The sequence below is a fragment of the Leifsonia sp. genome, assembly GCF_051955155.1.
Classification (GTDB): domain Bacteria; phylum Actinomycetota; class Actinomycetes; order Actinomycetales; family Microbacteriaceae; genus Leifsonia.
In genome coordinates this window covers 30,241-46,128 of record NZ_JBQCGZ010000034.1, presented here as the reverse complement: position 1 = coordinate 46,128, position 15,888 = coordinate 30,241, and the positions used below count along the sequence as shown (strand labels likewise).

Here is a 15,888-nt window from a genome sequence, read left to right as displayed (position 1 = left end):
CCCCAACATGACATCGGCGACAGCGACGACGCCGAGGAAGCCCGGAGGCGCACGCGTTCACGTGCAGCGCTTCGGCACGTTCCTCTCGAACATGGTCATGCCGAACATCCCCGCGTTCATCGCGTGGGGGTTCATCACGGCCCTGTTCATCGCCACCGGCTGGCTGCAGAACACCGGCTGGGCGATCAACGGCATCCTCGGCGGATTCGGCGACCAGGCCCAAATCGGCTGGCACGGAGCCGCGACGGTGCTGGCGCAGGATGCGAACGGGCACACCTTCGAGCAGTACGTCGGTCTCGTCAGCCCGATGATCACGTACCTGCTGCCGCTGCTCATCGCGAACACCGGAGGCCGGATGGTCTACGGCGTGCGCGGCGGCGTCGTCGGCACGATCGCGACGATGGGTGTCATCGTGGGCTCGACCATCCCGATGTTCATCGGCGCCATGATCCTCGGCCCGCTCGGCGCCTGGGTGATGAAGAAGGTCGACGCGATCTGGGACGGCAAGATCAAGGCCGGCTTCGAGATGCTGGTCAACAACTTCTCGGCCGGAATCGTCGGCATGCTGCTCTCGATCGGCGCGTTCTTCGGCATCGCCCCGATCGTCGAGTGGCTGAGCTCGGTGCTCGGCGGGGCGGTCGACTGGCTGGTGTCGGTGCACCTGCTGCCGTTGGCCAGCATCCTGATCGAGCCGGGCAAGGTGCTGTTCCTCAACAACGCCATCAACCACGGCGTGCTCACCCCGCTCGGCGTCGAGCAGGCGCAGCAGACCGGCAAGTCGATCCTGTTCCTGCTGGAGGCCAACCCCGGTCCCGGCTTCGGCATCCTGATCGCGTACTCGATCTTCGGCCTCGGCGTCGCCAAGGCGAGCGCCCCAGGCGCCGCGCTGATCCAGTTCGTCGGCGGCATCCACGAGATCTACTTCCCGTACGTGCTGATGAAGCCGGCCATCATCATCGCGGCCATCCTCGGTGGCATGACCGGCATCGCCACCAACGTGACGTTCAACTCGGGCCTGCGCGCCCCGGCCTCCCCCGGATCGATCATCGCCGTGCTGCTGCAGACCCCTGCCGACAGCTTCGTCGGCGTCATCCTCTCGGTGGTGCTCGCCGCAACGGTCTCCTTCATCGTGGCGTCGATCATCCTGCGGGCCAGCCGCAAGCGCGACCTCGCCGCCGGCAACGCCGGCGACCTGTCCGCCGCCGTCGCGCAGACCGAGGCGAACAAGGGCAAGGAGTCCTCGATCCTCGAGGGCCTGGTCAACGAGGGCGAGCACGACGCGGGTGACGCGCAGGGCGACGGCACCGACCGGCTGGTGCGCAACATCGTGTTCGCGTGCGACGCTGGGATGGGCTCGAGCGCGATGGGCGCGTCCGTGCTGCGCAACAAGATCAAGAAGGCGGGCGTCGAGGGGGTCACGGTGACGAACCAGGCCATCGCGAACCTGGACGGCACGGCCGACCTGGTCATCACGCAGCGCGAGCTGACCGACCGCGCCAAGGGACAGTCGCCGAACTCGCTGCACGTCTCGGTCGACAACTTCATGAACAGCCCGAAGTACGACGAGGTCGTCGACCTGGTCGCCAAGCAGAACACCACGGAGGATGCTGCCAAATGACCGACACGATTCTCGACCGGGCGAACGTCGTGGCCGCGGGCACCGCGACCACGCGGGAGGACGCGATCCGGGAGGCGGGCGAGCTGCTGGTGGCAGCAGGCGCCGTGGCTCCGGGGTACGTCGACTCGATGCGGCAGCGTGAGGCCACCGTCTCCACCTTCATGGGGAACGGCCTCGCCATCCCGCACGGCACCAACGAGTCCAAGGACGAGATCAGGCGGTCTGCGCTCTCCTTCGTCCGCTACTCCTCGCCGCTCGACTGGGGCGGCGAGGAGGTGCGGTTCGTCGTCGGCATCGCCGGCCAGAACAACGAGCACCTGGAGATCCTGAGCAAGATCGCCATCCTGTTCTCCGAAGAGGACGACGTGGCGAAGCTCATCGAGGCGCCGGACGCCGACGCGCTGTTCGCGCTGCTGTCCGACGTCAACGACTAAGCGGGAGAGGGCATGAAGGCCGTCCATTTCGGGGCAGGGAACATCGGGCGCGGCTTCGTGGGGCTCCTGCTCCACGAGGCCGGGTACGAGGTGGTGTTCGCGGACGTCAACGCGGAGCTGATCGATGCGCTGGCGGCCGCGGACAGCTACCGCGTGCACCTGGTCGGCGACGAGTCGGAGACCAAGACGGTCACCGGCTTCCGCGCGATCAACAGCGCGAGCGACGAGGAGGCGCTCGTCGCCGAGATCGCGACCGCCGACGTCGTGACCACCGCGGTCGGCCCGCGCATCCTCCGCTTCGTCGCGCCGGTGATCGCGAAGGGTCTGGCCGCACGCGCGGCCGACGCGCCCCGCCTGGCCGTGATGGCGTGCGAGAACGCGATCGGCGCGACCGACCTGCTCGCGGCCGAGCTGATGGACGGCCTGCCCGACGACGACGCCAGGGAGGAGATCGCCTCCCGCGCCGTGTTCGCCAACACCGCCGTCGACAGGATCGTGCCCGCCCAGGACCCGGGCGCCGGCATCGACGTGACGGTGGAGACCTTCTACGAGTGGGTCGTCGACCGCAGCCCGTTCGCGGGTGACGTGCCGGACATCCCCGGAGCGCACTTCGCCGACTCGCTCGGGCCGTACATCGAGCGCAAGCTGTTCACCGTGAACACAGGCCACGCGACGGTGGCGTACACGGGCTACCTGGAGGGCGTCGCGACGATCAGCGAGGCGATCGCCCTGCCCGCCGTCCTCGCGGCCGTCGAGGCGGCGCTCGAGGAGACGTCCGCCGCCCTCTCGGCCAAGCACGGCCTGGACGCGGACGAGCTGGCCGCGTACCGGGCGAAGATCCTGAACCGGTTCCGGAACCCGCACCTGGTGGACGAGGTGACCCGCGTCGGTCGCGAGCCGCTGCGGAAGCTCGGCCGCAACGACCGGTTCATCGGGCCCGCCTCGGACTACGCGCAGTACGTCGGCGGCGTGCCGGAGGGCATTCTGTTCGCCGTGTCCGCCGCCCTGCGCTTCGACGCAGCGAACGACACCCAGGCGATCGAGCTGCAGCAGCTGCTCGACGAGGCGTCGGCCGAGGCGATCGTGAGCGAGGTCATGGGCGTGGAGCCGGGCGAGGCGCTGTTCGAGGAGCTCGTGGAGGTCGTGCGCGGCGCCCAGGCCTGACCGGGCTCAGCGCGCGACGATCGCGGCCCCAGGATCGAGGCACCAGGCGAGCACGGACGGCCACTCGCCGTAGCCGGCGGTCCGCTCCAGGTGTCCGCCGCCCGGGATCGTGACCACCGGGATCCCCAGGGGCGCGCCGAACGCGCGCTCGGCGCCCTCCGGGCAGTACGGATCGGCGTCGGACGCGACGATCAGCGCCCCGTCCGGCCGGCTGACCGGGAGCTGCGCGAACGCCGCGATCTCCGCGTGGCCGGACACGAAGCCGGGGGACGGCGGTGCGACCAGCAGCACGCGCTCGACAGCGGCCTCCCGCGGCCGAGCGCCCAGCCAGAGCAGACAGGCGAGGCTGTGGCAGAGAACGGTCACCCGGGCGCCATCCGCCGCCGCCTCCCGCAGCGCCTCGGCGGCCGCGGCGCGCCAGGCGTCGACGTCCGGCGTCGCCGCCTCCGGCAGCTGCGGGTAGACGACGCGCTCGCCGCGCTCCCGCAGCGCGGCGGCCAACTCGTACTGCCAGTGCCCGGGCGGGCGGTGGTTGTCCCAGCCGTGCAGGATCAGGAAGGCGCGCATGCGGTCGAGCGTAGCGCCCGGCCGGGGACGGCCTCCGTCCTGACACCGTCCGCGACCACCGCCTCCCCCGCCACGAACACCCATGGGATGCCCGCCGGCTGAAGCCGCGGCTCGTCGAACGTCGCGCGGTCGGCGACGGCGTCCGGGTCGAACAGCACCAGGTCCGCGACCAGGCCGGCCGCGATGCGCCCGCGGTCGGCGAGGCCGAGGCGGGCGGCCGGCCGCGCGGACAGGTGCACAATCGCGTCCTCGAGCGTCAGCACGCCCTCCTCGCGGACGTAGCGGCCCAGGTAGCGCGCGAACGTACCCCAGGCGCGGGGATGCGGCTTGCCGCCGACGAGGATGCCGTCGCTGCCGCCCGTGTGCGCGGGGTGCCGCATGATGGCGCGCACGTTGTCCTCGTCGCCCACGTGCTGCAGGATGCTGGTGCCCAGCCGGTCGGCGATCAGCAACTCGACGTACACCTCCGCCGGGGGCCGGTGCTCCGCGAGCGCGAGCTCGTCGACGGTGCGGCCGACGCGGTCCGCGAGCGCCGCGTTCCGCACTCCGGCGATCTCGATCGTTCGCCACTCGACGGGCACCCCGTGGCAGCCGTCGCTGCCGGTGACCTCCAGCTCGTGCGCGATCCGTCGCCGTGCGGCCCGGTCGGCGAGGCGCGCGAGGACCGCGTCCGGGCCGCCCGCCGACGCCCAGCCGGGCAGCAGAGCCGCCAGCGTGGTCGAGCCGGGCAGGTACGGGTAGGAGTCGACGGTCAGGTCGATCCCGCGGGCGATCGCGTCGTCCACGAGGGCGAGCAGCTCGGCCGCCCTGCCGCGGTTGACCGCGAAGTTCATGGTGGCGTGCGTGAGATGCAGGGCGCATCCGGAGCGCGTCGCGACCTCCACCATCTCGGCGTACGCGGCGAGCGCCCCGGACCCGTACGAGCGCTGGTGCGGCGCGTAGAACCCGCCGTGCCTGGCGACGATCTCGCAGAGTGCGACGAGCTCGTCCGTGTCCGCGTACATCCCCGGCGCGTAGGTGAGGCCGCTTGACATGCCGAACGCGCCGTCGCGCATCCCGCGCTCGACGATCGCGCGCATGGCGGCGACCTCCGCCGGCGCGGCCGGGCGGTAGTCCGCGCCGACGACGTCGAGCCGGACGGTGCCCTGCGGGACCAGCGCGGCCACGTTCGTCGCGGTGCCCCGCCGGTCGACCTCCGCCAGGTAGCCGGCGATCGTCGGCCACCCGGGCTCGACGCCGTCCGGGATGCCGTTCCAGCCGGCCAGCTGCTCGCGGAGAACCTCCGCGGCAGCCGCCGTCGCGGGGGCATAGGAGAGCCCGTCCTGCCCGACGACCTCGGTCGTCACGCCCTGGCCGACCTTCGCCAGGTGGGCCGGGTCGGTGAGCACGGCGAGGTCGGAGTGCGCGTGCATGTCGATGAACCCCGGCGCGAGCGCCAGTCCGACGGCATCGAGCGCCCGCGTTCCCGGCGCATCGATGCGCCCGGCGGCGACCCGCTCGATCCGGCCGGCCGCCAGCAGCACGTCCCCGGTGCGGCCGGGCCGCCCGCTTCCGTCCAGGATGCGGGCGCCGCGGATGAGCAGCCGTCCGGTCACCCTGCCGCGGCCTCTGCGAAGGCCCTGGCGTGCTCGGTGACGGCGGCCCAGTCCGCCGCGGCGATGTCGGCCTCGCCGACGACGCTGGACCCGGCGGTCACCGCGAGCGCGCCCGCGCGCATCCACTCGCCCGCGTTCGCGGCGTGCAAGCCCCCGGACGGCACGAACGGGACGTGCGGGAACGGGCCGCGCAGGTCCCTCAGGTACCCCGGCCCGACCAGCGAGGCGGGGAACACCTTCACGGCGGCCGCACCCAGCTCGACGGCGCGCATCACCTCGGTCGCGCTGAGCGCCCCGAGCAGGATCGGGACGCCCGCCTCGCGTGCCACCGCCGCCGCCCCCTCGCTGATCCCCGGCGTCACCAGGAACCGGGCGCCCGCCTCGATGGCGGAGGCCGCGGTGCGCGCGTCGGTCACCGTCCCGGCGCCGACCAGCGCCTCCGGCACCGCCGCCACCGCCTCGGCGATCACGGACTCCACGCCCGGCGTCGTGAAGGTGAACTCGACGACCGGGATGCCGCCCGCCACGAGGGCGCGGCACAGGCCGCCCGGATCGTCGATGCGCGGCGCCCGCACGACGACGAGCGCCCGGTGGGCACGAAGGGTGTCGACGAGCATCGCGCTCCTAACCGAAGGCCGTCTCGAGCAGGCCGATCACCCGCGGGTCGTCGGCGAGTGCGTCGTCGACCACCGCGAGCGCCCGCCACTTGTCGTACGTGGTGCACGGATGCGAGAGCCCGAACCGGATCACGTCTCCCACCCGCACCTCGGCGTCGTCCGGGAGGCTCACGAAGGTGTGCTGGTCGTTCATGGCGGTCACGACCGCGCCGGTGAGCGGTTCGGCGGCGCTCGCCCCGAGCGGGCGGACGGCCTGCGGCACCGGCAGCCCGTCGTCGTACGGCAGGTCGCGCTTGCCCGCATCCACGAGCGCCAGCCCGGGTTCGGGCCGCGAGACGACCGTCGCCCAGCCGTGGATCGCGGCGCGGAAGCCTTCTCCCCCGAGCCGGGAGAACGGGGTGATCCGGCTGTAGTAGCCGTCGTCGTGCGTGATGTACGCGCCGGAGCGCAGCACGACCTCGACGACGCGGCCCGACCGTGCCTCCGGGTCCCGGCGCGGCGCGAGCACCTCGACGACCTCGTCGAAGAAGGCGCTGCCGCCCGCGCTGAGCAGCACCGGCTGCCCCTCCGGGTAGAGGCTGGCGTCGGCGACGGCGTCGTGCAGAGTGAGCATCCCCTCCAGGTAGCGGCGGACCCTCGCCAGCGTCTCCGCCGACTCGTCGTGCGCGAGCGCGCCCTCGTAACCGGCGACCCCGGCCAGGCGCAGCACCGGGGAAGCGGCGACGGCGCGCGCGACGGCCAGCGCCGTCTCGACGTCCCTCGCCCCCGTCCGGGCGCCGGGCGCTCCCAGCTCGACCAGCACTCCGAGCGGAGCGGTCGCGCCGGCCGCGGCCAGGGCGTCCGTCATGATCTGCACGGCGCGCTCGGAGTCCGCCCAGACGGTCAGCCGTTCGGTGCGGTCGGAGAACGCGCGCAGCGCAGCCGGCTGCACGAGCTCGTTGGCGAGCAGCACCCGCGGGACGCCCCAGTCGAGCGCCACCGACGCCTGCCACGGCGTCGCGACGGTGATGCCCCAGGCCCCCGCCGCGAGCTGCCGCTCCCAGAGCGCGCGACTCATCGTGGTCTTGCCGTGCGGGGCGAGGGCGACACCGGCCGCCCGGCACCAGGCCGCCATCGTGTCGAGGTTGTGCCGGACGGCGTCCTCGCTCAGCGTGACCACCGGCGTCGGGAAAGTGTGCAGGGCGGGACGCGTCTCGGGCAGCGCCGCGACATCGGCGGCGGCGTACGAGAGCGGGACGGCTTTGAACTCTTCCATGAATCCTCATCGTTGCGCATGGTGCAACGCGCGTTGCAGTATCCGTGCGGTCCTGTCTAGCATAGGCCTCAGCCGCACGCGAAAGCAGGGACCGATGCCGACGAACGACGGGCTCATCGTCACCATCGGCGAGGCCATGATCGCCCTCTACCCCGAGGGACGCCACCCGCTCGCGGAGGCGCGCACGTTCGGCTCCGATGTCGGCGGCGCCGAGTTCAACGTCGCGACGACGCTCGCGCGCCTCGGGCTGCCGACCGCCTGGGTGTCCCGGCTCGGCGCCGACGGGTTCGGGGATCGCATCCTCGCGGTCGCGGCGGAGGCCGGCGTCGACACGGCTGCCGTCGAGCGGGACGCCGCCCGCAGCACCGGCCTCTACGTCAAGGAGCCGAGCGCCGGACCGGACGGGGTGCGCACCAGGATGCACTACTACCGCTCCGGCTCCGCGGCCTCGGCGATCGACGCCGCCCAGCTCGCCGCCGCACCGGCCGCCGGCCTGCTCGCCCGCGCGGCCATCGTGCACACCAGCGGCATCACGCCCGCGCTCTCGCCGACCGCGGCGGATGCCGTCGGGGGACTCCGCGCGGCGGTCGGCCCCGGCACGATCGTGAGCGTCGACCTCAACCTGCGTCCGCAGCTCTGGCGCGAGCGGGACACGGCTCCGCTCGACGCCCTGCTCGACGCAGCGGACCTGCTGCTGGTCGGCAGGGACGAAGCGCTCAGCCACTTCGGGAACGCCCAGGCGGCGGCCATCTTCGACGCACATCCCGGCCTCAGCACGATCGTCGTCAAGGACGAGGCGCACCGGGCCTCCGTCTACCGCAGCGACGGGCGGGAGACCCACGTGCCGTGCCTGACCGTCGAGGTCGTCGAGCCGGTGGGAGCGGGCGACGCATTCGCCGCCGGGTTCCTGGCCGGCATCGCCACGGGACGCGACGACGCCGTCGCCCTGCGCTTCGGCCACGTGCTCGCCGCGCTGGCGCTGATCGGGCACGGCGATCGGCCGCTCGCGGTGCCGACCCCCGCCGAGCGGGAGCGCATCGCCGCGGCCGCCGATGCCGAGTGGGCGGGCTGGCGCGTCCATCCCGGCGAGCTGCCGTGGCGGGACGGAGGCGCGTCGTGAGCCAGTCCCTCGCCCGCGCGCTCGATGTGCTCGACCTGGTGTCCCGCGGGGTTCGCACCCTGGACGCCCTGGCCGCCGAGGTCGGCGTGCACAAGTCCACCGTGCTCCGGCTGCTGCAGACCCTCGAGGAGCGCGGATTCGTCCGGCGCGACAGCGGCCACCGCTACCACGTCGGTCCGGCCGTCTTCGGCCTGGCCGCGACGGCCCTGGACGCGCAGGACGTGCGCGCTGCCGCCTCCCCCGCCCTGCGCGCGCTCGCCGCCGAGACCGGCCAGACGGTGCACCTGGCCACCTACCAGGACGGCGTCGTCAGCTACGTCGACAAGGTGGAGTCGCGCCAGCCGCTGCGGATGTACTCCCGGATCGGGCTGCCGGCGCCGCTGAACGCCACCGCGGTCGGCAAGGTGCTGCTGGCCGGCCTCGACGAGGACGAGCGGCGGCGGGTCGTCGCCGCGACGCCGTTCGAGCGCTTCACCGACCGTACCCTGACCACGCCGGAGTCGCTGCTCGACGAGGTGCGCCGCAGTGCCGAGCGCGGCTGGGCCGAGGACCACGAGGAGCACGAGACGTTCATGAACTGCGTCGGCGCGCCGGTCTACGGGCCGGACGGCCGGGTCGCCGCCGCGGTGTCCGTCTCGGTACCGAACGTGGTGCTCCCGTACCAGGACGTCCTCGCGCTCGTCCCCGCCCTGCTCGCCGCCACCGCGCGCATCTCCGCCGAGCTCGGCGGCAGCGCTCCCGTCGCCGCCCCCACATCCACGCAGGAAAGGACCACCGCATGACCGACCGCATCGCCGTCTCCACCGCCGACGCGCCCGCGCCCGCCCACACCTTCTCCCAGGGCGTCCGTCGCGGGCCGTTCCTGCAGGTCTCCGGGCAGGGACCCGTCGACCCGGCCACGAACGAGTACGTGCACGAGGGCGACGTCCGGGCGCAGACCGTCCGCACGCTCCAGAACGTCGAGGCCGTGCTCGCCGCCGGCGGCGCCGGCTTCGACGACGTGATGATGCTGCGCGTCTACCTGACGACGCGCGACGACTTCGCCGCCATGAACGAGGCGTACGGCGCCTTCCTCGGCGAGCGCGTCGCCTCCGGCGTCCTCCCGGCGCGCACCACGGTGTTCACCGGCCTGCCGCGCGCGGAGATGCTCGTGGAGATCGACGCGTTCGCCGTGCTCGCCTAGCGACGCACGCGCTCAGTGGGCTTCGTCGCCTCGATCAGGTGCCGCGACGAGGAGGCCACGAACGGTCCCTCGCGCCGGATGAGCTCGTGCAGGTCGCGCAGCCGGTCGCGGTAGGCGTCGACGGTGAAGCCGGGGACCCACCAGATCACCTTGCGCAGCAGGTACACCACGGCGGCGACGTCGAAGATCTCGATGCGGGTGCGCGCGACGCGCAGGTCGGCGATCTCCAGCCCGGCCGCCCGCGCCGCCGCCGTCTCGTCGTCGGGGTGCCTGCCGCGCCGCGCCTCCGGCTGAGGGCCGAGGAAGAACTCGATCAGCTCGAAGGCGCTCGCCGGCCCGACGTGCTGGGCGAGGTACGTGCCGCCCGGTGCCAGCACGCGCGCGATCTCCTCCCAGTGCACCGTCGCCGGGTGCCGGCTGGTCACCAGGTCGAACGCGCCGTCGGCGAACGGCAGCGGCGGCTCGTCCGCGTCGGCCACCACCACGACCCCGCGCGGGTGCAGCAAGCGGGTCGCCGCCTGCACGTTCGGCGGCCACGACTCCGTCGCGACGGCGGTCGGCGGGAACGCGCGCGCCTCGGCGAGCACCTCGCCGCCGCCGGTCTGGATGTCGAGGGATGCGCTCGCGCGCCCCAGCCGCTCGGAGAGCAGCCGCGCATAGCCCCACGGCGGCCGCTCCTCGGTGGCCCGGCCGTCCAGCCAGGAGAAATCCCACCCGGTCACGTCGGCGTTCTCGCCCAGGGCGATGAGCTCGTCGAAAGTCTCGGACATCCGCCCATCCTCGCATCCACGGCGGCCCCGGGTGCGAGTTCGCTGCGACCCGGTCTCGCGCCGGTATCCCGGTGGTACGTTTCGCATGTGAGCCGAATCGTCGCCGTGGCGCCCGTGCTTCCCGCCCGCAGCTACAGCCAGGGCGAGATCACCGCCGCCCTGCTCGCGATGATCACGAGCGACCCTTCCAGGCAGGCCGTGATGCGGCGCATCCACGCGTCCAGCGGCGTGGAGACGCGGAGCCTGGTGATGCCGCTGGAGCGCTACAGCTCGCTCGCCTCGTTCCGGGAGTCGAACGACTTCTTCATCGCCGAAGGCACCTCGCTCGCCGAGCGCGCGATCACGCAGGCGCTCGACTCCGCCGGCCTCTCTCCGCGGGATGTGGACTACCTGCTGTTCACCTCGGTCACCGGCATCGCCGCCCCGTCCATCGACGCGCAGCTGGTGCAGCGGCTCGGGATGCGGCCCGACGTCAAGCGGCTGCCGAGCTTCGGGCTCGGCTGCGTCGCCGGAGCCGCGGGGCTCGCGCGCGTGCACGACTACCTGGCCGGCCACCCGGACGAGGTGGCCGTGCTGCTCTCGGTGGAGTTGTGCTCGCTGACCGTGCAGGCGGCGGACGACTCGATGGCCAACATCGTCGCGAGCGGCCTCTTCGGCGACGGCGCCGCCGCGGTCGTGCTGGTCGGCGACCGCAGGGCGGAGGCCCTTGGCCTGCCCGGGCCCGAGGTCGTCGACACCCGCAGCCACATCTACCCGGACACGGCGGACGTGATCGGCTGGGACATCGGCGGCACCGGCTTCCGCATCGTGCTGAGCGCCGGGGTGCCGGACGTGATCGACCGCAACTTCGCCGACGACGCCCGCGGCCTGCTCGCCGCGCACGACCTCGAGGTGGCCGACGTCGCCGCCTGGGCGGCGCATCCCGGCGGCCCGAAGGTGCTGGAGGCGTTCTCCCGCGCGCTCGACCTGCCGGACGGCGCGCTCGACGCCAGCTGGCGCTCGCTCGCCCGGGTCGGCAACCTGTCGTCGGCGGCCGTGCTGCACGTCCTCGCGGAACAGCTGGATGCGCATCCGCCCGGGACCGTCGGGCTGCTGTTCGCGCTGGGCCCCGGTGTGACCAGCGAGCTGGTGCTGCTGCGCTGGGCGGGCGCCCCGGAGCTCGGCGCCGCCGCATGATCTGGTACACGCTGCTCGTGCTCGCCACCGGCGGCGAGCGCATCGCCGAGCTGGTCGTCTCCGCGCGCAACGCGCGCTGGTCGTTCGCGCGCGGCGGTGTGGAGTTCGGCCGCGGGCACTTCCCGCCGATGGTGGCCCTGCACACCGGACTGCTGCTCGCGTGCCTGGCCGAGGTGTGGTTCCTGGACCGGCCGTTCCTGCCGTGGCTCGGCTGGCCGATGTTCGCGCTCGTGCTCGCCAGCCAGGCGCTGCGCTGGTGGTGCATCGCCTCCCTCGGCCCGCGCTGGAACACCCGCGTGATCGTCGTCCGCGACCTGCCACTGGTGACGCGCGGGCCGTACCGCTGGCTCAGTCACCCCAACTACGTCGCTGTGGTCGTCGAGGGCTTCGCGCTCCCGCTGGTGCACACGGCCTGGATCACCGCCGTCGCCTTCACTGTGCTGAACGCGGTGCTGCTGCTCGCTGTGCGCATCCCATGCGAGAACCGCGCGCTCGCGTCCGTCCTCCCGGCCCGGGCATGACGGCGGCCGAGCTGATCGTCGCTGGAGGCGGCCCGGTCGGCCTGGCCTGCGCGATCGAGGCGCGCCTGGCCGGGATGGACGTCCTGGTCATCGAGCCGAGGACGGCGCCCATCGACAAGGCCTGCGGCGAGGGACTGATGCCGGGCGCCCTGGCGGCCCTGCACCGGATCGGCGTCGATCCGGCCGGCCGCACGATCACGGGCATCGCCTACGTGGACGCGGGAACGCGCGTCGAGCACCGGTTCGTGGAGCGGCCCGGCCGCGGAGTGCGCCGGACCGCGCTGCACAGCGCCCTCGAGCGCCGTGCCGTCGAGGTGGGCGCGCGCTTCCTGCGCGCCAGGGTGACCGGGCTGGCCCAGGAGCGGTCGCGCGTGATCCTGACCGTCGCCGCCGATCGCCCGTCGGAGCTGGACAGCCCGTGGCTCATCGCCGCCGACGGGCTGCACTCGCCGGTGCGCCGCCTGCTCGGGCTGAACGGGCGCGCCCAGCCGGTCTCCCGTCGCCGGTTCGGCATCCGCAGGCACTACGCGGTGGAGCCGTGGACCGATCTGGTCGAGGTGCACTGGTCGCCGTCGGCGGAGGCGTACGTCACCCCGGTGGACGACCGCACGGTCGGCGTCGCGATCCTCGGCACCCGCCCGCTGGACCAGGAGGCGGTCGTCGGCGCCATCCCGGAGCTGGCCGATCGCCTCGGCGGCGCCGAACCGGTCTCGGACGTTCGCGGAGCCGGTCCCCTGCTGCAGCGCTCGCGCGCCCGCACGCACGGCCGCGTGCTGCTGGCCGGAGACGCCTCCGGCTACGTCGACGCGCTCACCGGCGAGGGGATGCGCGTCGGCTTCGCGCAGGCGCGCGCCGCCGTCGCCGCCGTCCGCGCCGGGAACACCGAGCAGTACGAGCGGGCGTGGCGCGCCACGACGCGGGACTTCCGGATGCTCACCTCCGGGCTGGTCGTCGCCGCCCGCTCCCGGTGGCGCCCGCGGATCGTCCCCACCGCCGCCGGCCGCCCGGAGCTCTTCGGCGCGATCGTCGAGCGCCTTTCGCGCTGAAAATTCTGCCCGGCGGGTGAAATACACGTGTATGATGACTTTCGCATATCAGATTGCGCATCTGTGAGGTTCACATGACTCGTGAGGAAGACACCACGCCGACCAGGCTCGGGCGCACGACGGTCACCTTCTACCTGACCGACGAGCTCCGGAATCGCGCGAGGGAGGCCTACCGGTCGACCTCGTACGCCGAGAGCGACCGCAGCTGGTCGGAGATGGTCGGCAAGGCCCTGCTCGCCGAGGTGCAGCGCAGGGAAGCGCTGCACAACGGAGGCAGAGAATTCCTCGGCGTCGACGCACCACTGTCGCCGGGTCGCCCCATCGGGGACTGACCCGCGGCACAGCCTCGAGGCGGTGCGACCGCGACCGGCCGCACCGCCTCGGCGGCCTCACCGCGTGTGATGACGCCGACGGTTCCCTGCTCCGAACAGCGCGAGCGCACCGAGCAGGCCCAGAAGAGCAGCGAGCGACCCCAGCGTGTTCGCGTCCATCCCCGTCGAGGCCAGCCGAGCGGACCCGTCGAGCGCCGACACCTGTCCGGCCGCCGCGACGGTCACGCCCGCCGCACCGCCGTCGACGGGGACGGCCGGGGTGCTACCGGTGGGGGCGCCGGGGGTACCCGGGGTGCCCGGGGTACCCGGGGCTCCAGGCGTTCCCGGGGTGCCCGGGGTGGTCGGCGTCGTCGGGGTGGTCGATCCGGTGGTCTCGGAGTCACCGACGACACTGATGGCGTTGCCACCGACCGTCACGGGCAGACCCAGGTGGATGGGCAGCTGCGTCCCGCCCAACAGCCCACCCTCACCCGAGGTCGTCGACCCCGAGCCGGACACGGTGCCCGCAGGAACCGCCGCCGACGAACCCGACGACGAGCTGTCACCCAGCACGCTGACCGCGTTGCCACCGGCCGTCACCGGAACATCCGCAGCCACCGGGATCTGCGTCCCGCCGAGCAGCCCTGCGTCACCCGAGGTCGTCGACCCCGAGCCGGACGCCGTGCCCGCAGGAGCCGCCGACGACGAACCCGACGACGAGCTGTCACCCAGCACGCTGACCGCGTTGCCACCGACGGTCACCGGAACACTCGCACCGATCGGAGCCTGCGTCCCCGAGAGCACACCGTCCGAGCCGGACGTCGTGGGCGAGGCGGTCGACGCGCCACCGGCCGCCGGAGCCGCCGCCGCATCCGAACCGCTCGAACCGCTGTCGCCCAGCACGCTGATCGCGTTGCCGGAGACGGTCACCGGCACCGCGAGATCGACCGGTGCCTGCGTCCCGGAAGCGATCCCGTCGGAGCCGGAGCTGGTGGCGCCGGCTGCGGAGGGTGCCGTGGCGGCCGGAGCGGACGCCGACGAGTCGGTGCCCGAGGAGTCGCCGACCGCGCTCACCGCGTTGCCGGCGACCGTCACCGGGACGTCGACGCTCACCAGCGCCTGGGATCCGCTCAGGACGCCGTCGATGCCGCTGGTCGACACGTCGACAGCCGGGGCAGGGGCCGACGGCGCGGCCACGGCGGTCGAGTCCGTCGAGGTCGAGTCGCCGACGAGGGAGATGCCGTTGCCGCCGACGGTCACCGGGACGGTGACGCCGACCACGGCCTGCGTTCCGGACGCGGTGCCGTCCGTGCCGCTCGTGGATGGTGCTTCGGCCGCGTTCGCGGCGGCCGTTCCGGCGAGCCAGAGCCCACCGACGCAGAGGGTGAACCACAGCCCTCTTGAGACGTACGTGTTCATCGTTCAGCCTTTCGAGTGAGTGTGTCTCCGCTCCCGGGCGGGAGCGGGAGGTCCGTGTCCGCGCAGGGCGGACCCGGGCACACTCAGTCAGGGCTGGAGTCGTGGTCCTCGATGGGAGAAGCCGGGATGCGGTCATCGCCCGGGCGCGCGGCGAGGACGCCGGGCGCGTCGGCGGGCCGCGCGGGGTCGCTGAGCCACGCCGCGAGGGCGGGCGCTCCCCCGGCAGCCGCGCCGGTGCCGCCCGCCGCACCCGTGGGCGCGGCAGGGACCGGGGAGCCGGGAGAGGACGGCTGCGGACCCGTGGGATCCGAGCCGAGCGGACGGTCTGCGACGGTCGCGGAGGCGGACGCGCCCGCGGCGAGGGCGAGCGACGCCGGCTCCAGCGCGAACGGGCCGGCCGGGGCCGAGGCGGTGGACACGCCCGGGACGGCGGCGACAGCCGCGCCGACGGTCGCGGAAACGGTCGCCGACGGCTCCGTGACGCCCGGCACATCCACGATGGGCGGAAGCACCGGGCCGGTCCCGGGGGCCGTGGCGACCGGGGTGAGCGGTTCGACGGTCGCGTCGACCGCGCCGGAGACGGCAGAGACGGCGGTGTCGACGGTGGAGGCGACCGGCTCGGTCACGCTCGACACCGGCGCATCGCCCGCCAGATCGCCGACGACCGGAACCGAGGCGACCACCTGGTCGACGGTGGAGGTCAGGGGCTCGACGACGGTGGCGACCGGGTCGGAGGCGGCGACATCGTCGACGGCGTCCGTCACCGGGGTCACCACCTGTGCGACCGCCTCGCGGACCGGCTCCGGGAGCACCGGCGCCACCGCCGAGGTGACGGACCCCGTCGCCTCGCCCACGGCACCTGTGACCGACGAGACGACGGCTCCGACCGGGCTCGGCGGGGCGGGTTCCGCGGCGCTCGCGGGCGAGCCGCCCATCAGGAAGCCGAGGACCGTGAGGCCGACGCCGAGGACGAGGGAGCCGATCAGCACGCGGGCAGGGGTGAGGACGGAGCGGCGCAGCTGTGGCGCGTCTTCCATCACGATCACCCCCTGATCGCATGAGCCGTTCGAGACAAGCGCGAGTGTACGCCTC

17 protein-coding genes are annotated in these 15,888 nt (G+C 73.6%); 10 read left to right on the top strand and 7 right to left on the bottom strand.

Features of this window, described 5'->3' with window-relative positions:
- Positions 1-7: 7 nt before the first annotated feature.
- From ACTHMF_RS03515 to ACTHMF_RS03505, 3 genes are read left to right on the top strand one after another with little or no spacing between them, the layout of a single operon-like run.
- The gene (locus tag ACTHMF_RS03515; RefSeq protein ID WP_440316316.1) at positions 8-1,618 is read left to right on the top strand and encodes a PTS mannitol transporter subunit IICB; all 1,611 of its coding nucleotides are present in this window, start codon (positions 8-10) and stop codon (positions 1,616-1,618) included.
- Complete coding sequence (locus tag ACTHMF_RS03510; protein ID WP_314147973.1) at positions 1,615-2,052, top strand: PTS sugar transporter subunit IIA; 438 nt, start codon at positions 1,615-1,617, stop codon at positions 2,050-2,052. Before ACTHMF_RS03515 ends, ACTHMF_RS03510 begins: the two co-directional genes overlap by 4 nt.
- A gap of 12 nt (positions 2,053-2,064) precedes the next feature.
- Positions 2,065-3,216, top strand: coding sequence for a mannitol-1-phosphate 5-dehydrogenase (locus ACTHMF_RS03505; RefSeq protein ID WP_440316314.1), 1,152 nt, complete (start codon positions 2,065-2,067; stop codon positions 3,214-3,216).
- 6 nt (positions 3,217-3,222) lie between these two features.
- On the opposite strand, the gene ACTHMF_RS03500 is transcribed toward ACTHMF_RS03505, so the two are convergent.
- Genes ACTHMF_RS03500 through ACTHMF_RS03485 form a run of 4 tightly spaced genes read right to left on the bottom strand, consistent with a single transcriptional unit; the run spans position 3,223 to position 7,250 of the window.
- A complete protein-coding gene (locus ACTHMF_RS03500) occupies positions 3,223-3,783 on the bottom strand; it encodes an RBBP9/YdeN family alpha/beta hydrolase (RefSeq protein ID WP_440316313.1) in 561 nt (186 codons plus the stop codon).
- Positions 3,768-5,378 carry an N-acyl-D-amino-acid deacylase family protein gene (locus ACTHMF_RS03495; RefSeq protein ID WP_440316311.1) on the bottom strand — a complete coding sequence of 537 codons (1,611 nt, stop codon included), beginning with the start codon at positions 5,376-5,378 and terminating at the stop codon, positions 3,768-3,770. The genes ACTHMF_RS03500 and ACTHMF_RS03495 overlap by 16 nt, the downstream gene beginning before the upstream one ends.
- Positions 5,375-5,995, bottom strand: a complete 621-nt coding sequence (locus ACTHMF_RS03490; protein ID WP_440316310.1) for a bifunctional 4-hydroxy-2-oxoglutarate aldolase/2-dehydro-3-deoxy-phosphogluconate aldolase — start codon at positions 5,993-5,995, stop codon at positions 5,375-5,377. The genes ACTHMF_RS03495 and ACTHMF_RS03490 overlap by 4 nt, the downstream gene beginning before the upstream one ends.
- Before the next feature lie 7 nt (positions 5,996-6,002).
- Positions 6,003-7,250: an alanine racemase gene (locus ACTHMF_RS03485; RefSeq protein ID WP_440316309.1), complete on the bottom strand. Its 1,248-nt coding sequence runs from the start codon at positions 7,248-7,250 to the stop codon at positions 6,003-6,005.
- A gap of 94 nt (positions 7,251-7,344) precedes the next feature.
- On the opposite strand from ACTHMF_RS03485, the gene ACTHMF_RS03480 reads away from it, so the two are divergent.
- The 3 genes from ACTHMF_RS03480 to ACTHMF_RS03470 are packed head-to-tail and all read left to right on the top strand — an operon-like array spanning position 7,345 to position 9,553.
- Entirely contained in the window at positions 7,345-8,370 is a 1,026-nt protein-coding gene (locus ACTHMF_RS03480) for a sugar kinase (protein ID WP_440316308.1), read from the top strand.
- Positions 8,367-9,152, top strand: a complete 786-nt coding sequence (locus tag ACTHMF_RS03475; RefSeq protein ID WP_440316307.1) for an IclR family transcriptional regulator — start codon at positions 8,367-8,369, stop codon at positions 9,150-9,152. Before ACTHMF_RS03480 ends, ACTHMF_RS03475 begins: the two co-directional genes overlap by 4 nt.
- Positions 9,149-9,553: a RidA family protein gene (locus ACTHMF_RS03470; protein ID WP_440316306.1), complete on the top strand. Its 405-nt coding sequence runs from the start codon at positions 9,149-9,151 to the stop codon at positions 9,551-9,553. The genes ACTHMF_RS03475 and ACTHMF_RS03470 overlap by 4 nt, the downstream gene beginning before the upstream one ends.
- Here ACTHMF_RS03470 and ACTHMF_RS03465 read toward each other — a convergent pair.
- A complete protein-coding gene (locus tag ACTHMF_RS03465) occupies positions 9,550-10,323 on the bottom strand; it encodes a class I SAM-dependent methyltransferase (protein WP_440316305.1) in 774 nt (257 codons plus the stop codon). The two genes, ACTHMF_RS03470 and ACTHMF_RS03465, sit on opposite strands and share 4 nt — an antisense overlap.
- Positions 10,324-10,410: 87 nt before the next feature.
- On the opposite strand from ACTHMF_RS03465, the gene ACTHMF_RS03460 reads away from it, so the two are divergent.
- From ACTHMF_RS03460 to ACTHMF_RS03445, 4 genes are all read left to right on the top strand, one after another.
- Positions 10,411-11,499 (top strand): type III polyketide synthase, encoded by a 1,089-nt coding sequence (locus ACTHMF_RS03460; protein WP_440316304.1) that lies wholly within the window; start codon positions 10,411-10,413, stop codon positions 11,497-11,499.
- Positions 11,496-12,020: an isoprenylcysteine carboxyl methyltransferase family protein gene (locus tag ACTHMF_RS03455; RefSeq protein ID WP_314147960.1), complete on the top strand. Its 525-nt coding sequence runs from the start codon at positions 11,496-11,498 to the stop codon at positions 12,018-12,020. The genes ACTHMF_RS03460 and ACTHMF_RS03455 overlap by 4 nt, the downstream gene beginning before the upstream one ends.
- Positions 12,017-13,066 (top strand): NAD(P)/FAD-dependent oxidoreductase, encoded by a 1,050-nt coding sequence (locus ACTHMF_RS03450; protein ID WP_440316303.1) that lies wholly within the window; start codon positions 12,017-12,019, stop codon positions 13,064-13,066. Before ACTHMF_RS03455 ends, ACTHMF_RS03450 begins: the two co-directional genes overlap by 4 nt.
- 74 nt (positions 13,067-13,140) lie before the next feature.
- Positions 13,141-13,398, top strand: a complete 258-nt coding sequence (locus ACTHMF_RS03445; RefSeq protein WP_440316302.1) for a ParB family protein — start codon at positions 13,141-13,143, stop codon at positions 13,396-13,398.
- Positions 13,399-13,455: 57 nt separating this feature from the next.
- On the opposite strand, the gene ACTHMF_RS03440 is transcribed toward ACTHMF_RS03445, so the two are convergent.
- The gene (locus tag ACTHMF_RS03440) at positions 13,456-14,796 is read right to left on the bottom strand and encodes a chaplin family protein (RefSeq protein WP_440316301.1); all 1,341 of its coding nucleotides are present in this window, start codon (positions 14,794-14,796) and stop codon (positions 13,456-13,458) included.
- A gap of 83 nt (positions 14,797-14,879) precedes the next feature.
- Positions 14,880-15,833 carry a hypothetical protein gene (locus ACTHMF_RS03435; RefSeq protein ID WP_440316342.1) on the bottom strand — a complete coding sequence of 318 codons (954 nt, stop codon included), beginning with the start codon at positions 15,831-15,833 and terminating at the stop codon, positions 14,880-14,882.
- Positions 15,834-15,888 lie beyond the last annotated feature (55 nt).

Bases quoted from the DNA above. Each gene is read 5' to 3' on its own strand.
- ACTHMF_RS03515 (WP_440316316.1), top strand. From the start codon at position 8: ATGACATCGGCGACAGCGACGACGCCGAGGAAGCCCGGAGGCGCACGC.
- ACTHMF_RS03510 (WP_314147973.1), top strand. From the start codon at position 1,615: ATGACCGACACGATTCTCGACCGGGCGAACGTCGTGGCCGCGGGCACC.
- ACTHMF_RS03505 (WP_440316314.1), top strand. From the start codon at position 2,065: ATGAAGGCCGTCCATTTCGGGGCAGGGAACATCGGGCGCGGCTTCGTG.
- ACTHMF_RS03500 (WP_440316313.1), bottom strand. From the start codon at position 3,783: ATGCGCGCCTTCCTGATCCTGCACGGCTGGGACAACCACCGCCCGCCC.
- ACTHMF_RS03490 (WP_440316310.1), bottom strand. From the start codon at position 5,995: ATGCTCGTCGACACCCTTCGTGCCCACCGGGCGCTCGTCGTCGTGCGG.
- ACTHMF_RS03485 (WP_440316309.1), bottom strand. From the start codon at position 7,250: ATGGAAGAGTTCAAAGCCGTCCCGCTCTCGTACGCCGCCGCCGATGTC.
- ACTHMF_RS03480 (WP_440316308.1), top strand. From the start codon at position 7,345: ATGCCGACGAACGACGGGCTCATCGTCACCATCGGCGAGGCCATGATC.
- ACTHMF_RS03470 (WP_440316306.1), top strand. From the start codon at position 9,149: ATGACCGACCGCATCGCCGTCTCCACCGCCGACGCGCCCGCGCCCGCC.
- ACTHMF_RS03465 (WP_440316305.1), bottom strand. From the start codon at position 10,323: ATGTCCGAGACTTTCGACGAGCTCATCGCCCTGGGCGAGAACGCCGAC.
- ACTHMF_RS03455 (WP_314147960.1), top strand. From the start codon at position 11,496: ATGATCTGGTACACGCTGCTCGTGCTCGCCACCGGCGGCGAGCGCATC.
- ACTHMF_RS03450 (WP_440316303.1), top strand. From the start codon at position 12,017: ATGACGGCGGCCGAGCTGATCGTCGCTGGAGGCGGCCCGGTCGGCCTG.
- ACTHMF_RS03445 (WP_440316302.1), top strand. From the start codon at position 13,141: ATGACTCGTGAGGAAGACACCACGCCGACCAGGCTCGGGCGCACGACG.
- ACTHMF_RS03440 (WP_440316301.1), bottom strand. From the start codon at position 14,796: ATGAACACGTACGTCTCAAGAGGGCTGTGGTTCACCCTCTGCGTCGGT.
- ACTHMF_RS03435 (WP_440316342.1), bottom strand. From the start codon at position 15,833: ATGGAAGACGCGCCACAGCTGCGCCGCTCCGTCCTCACCCCTGCCCGC.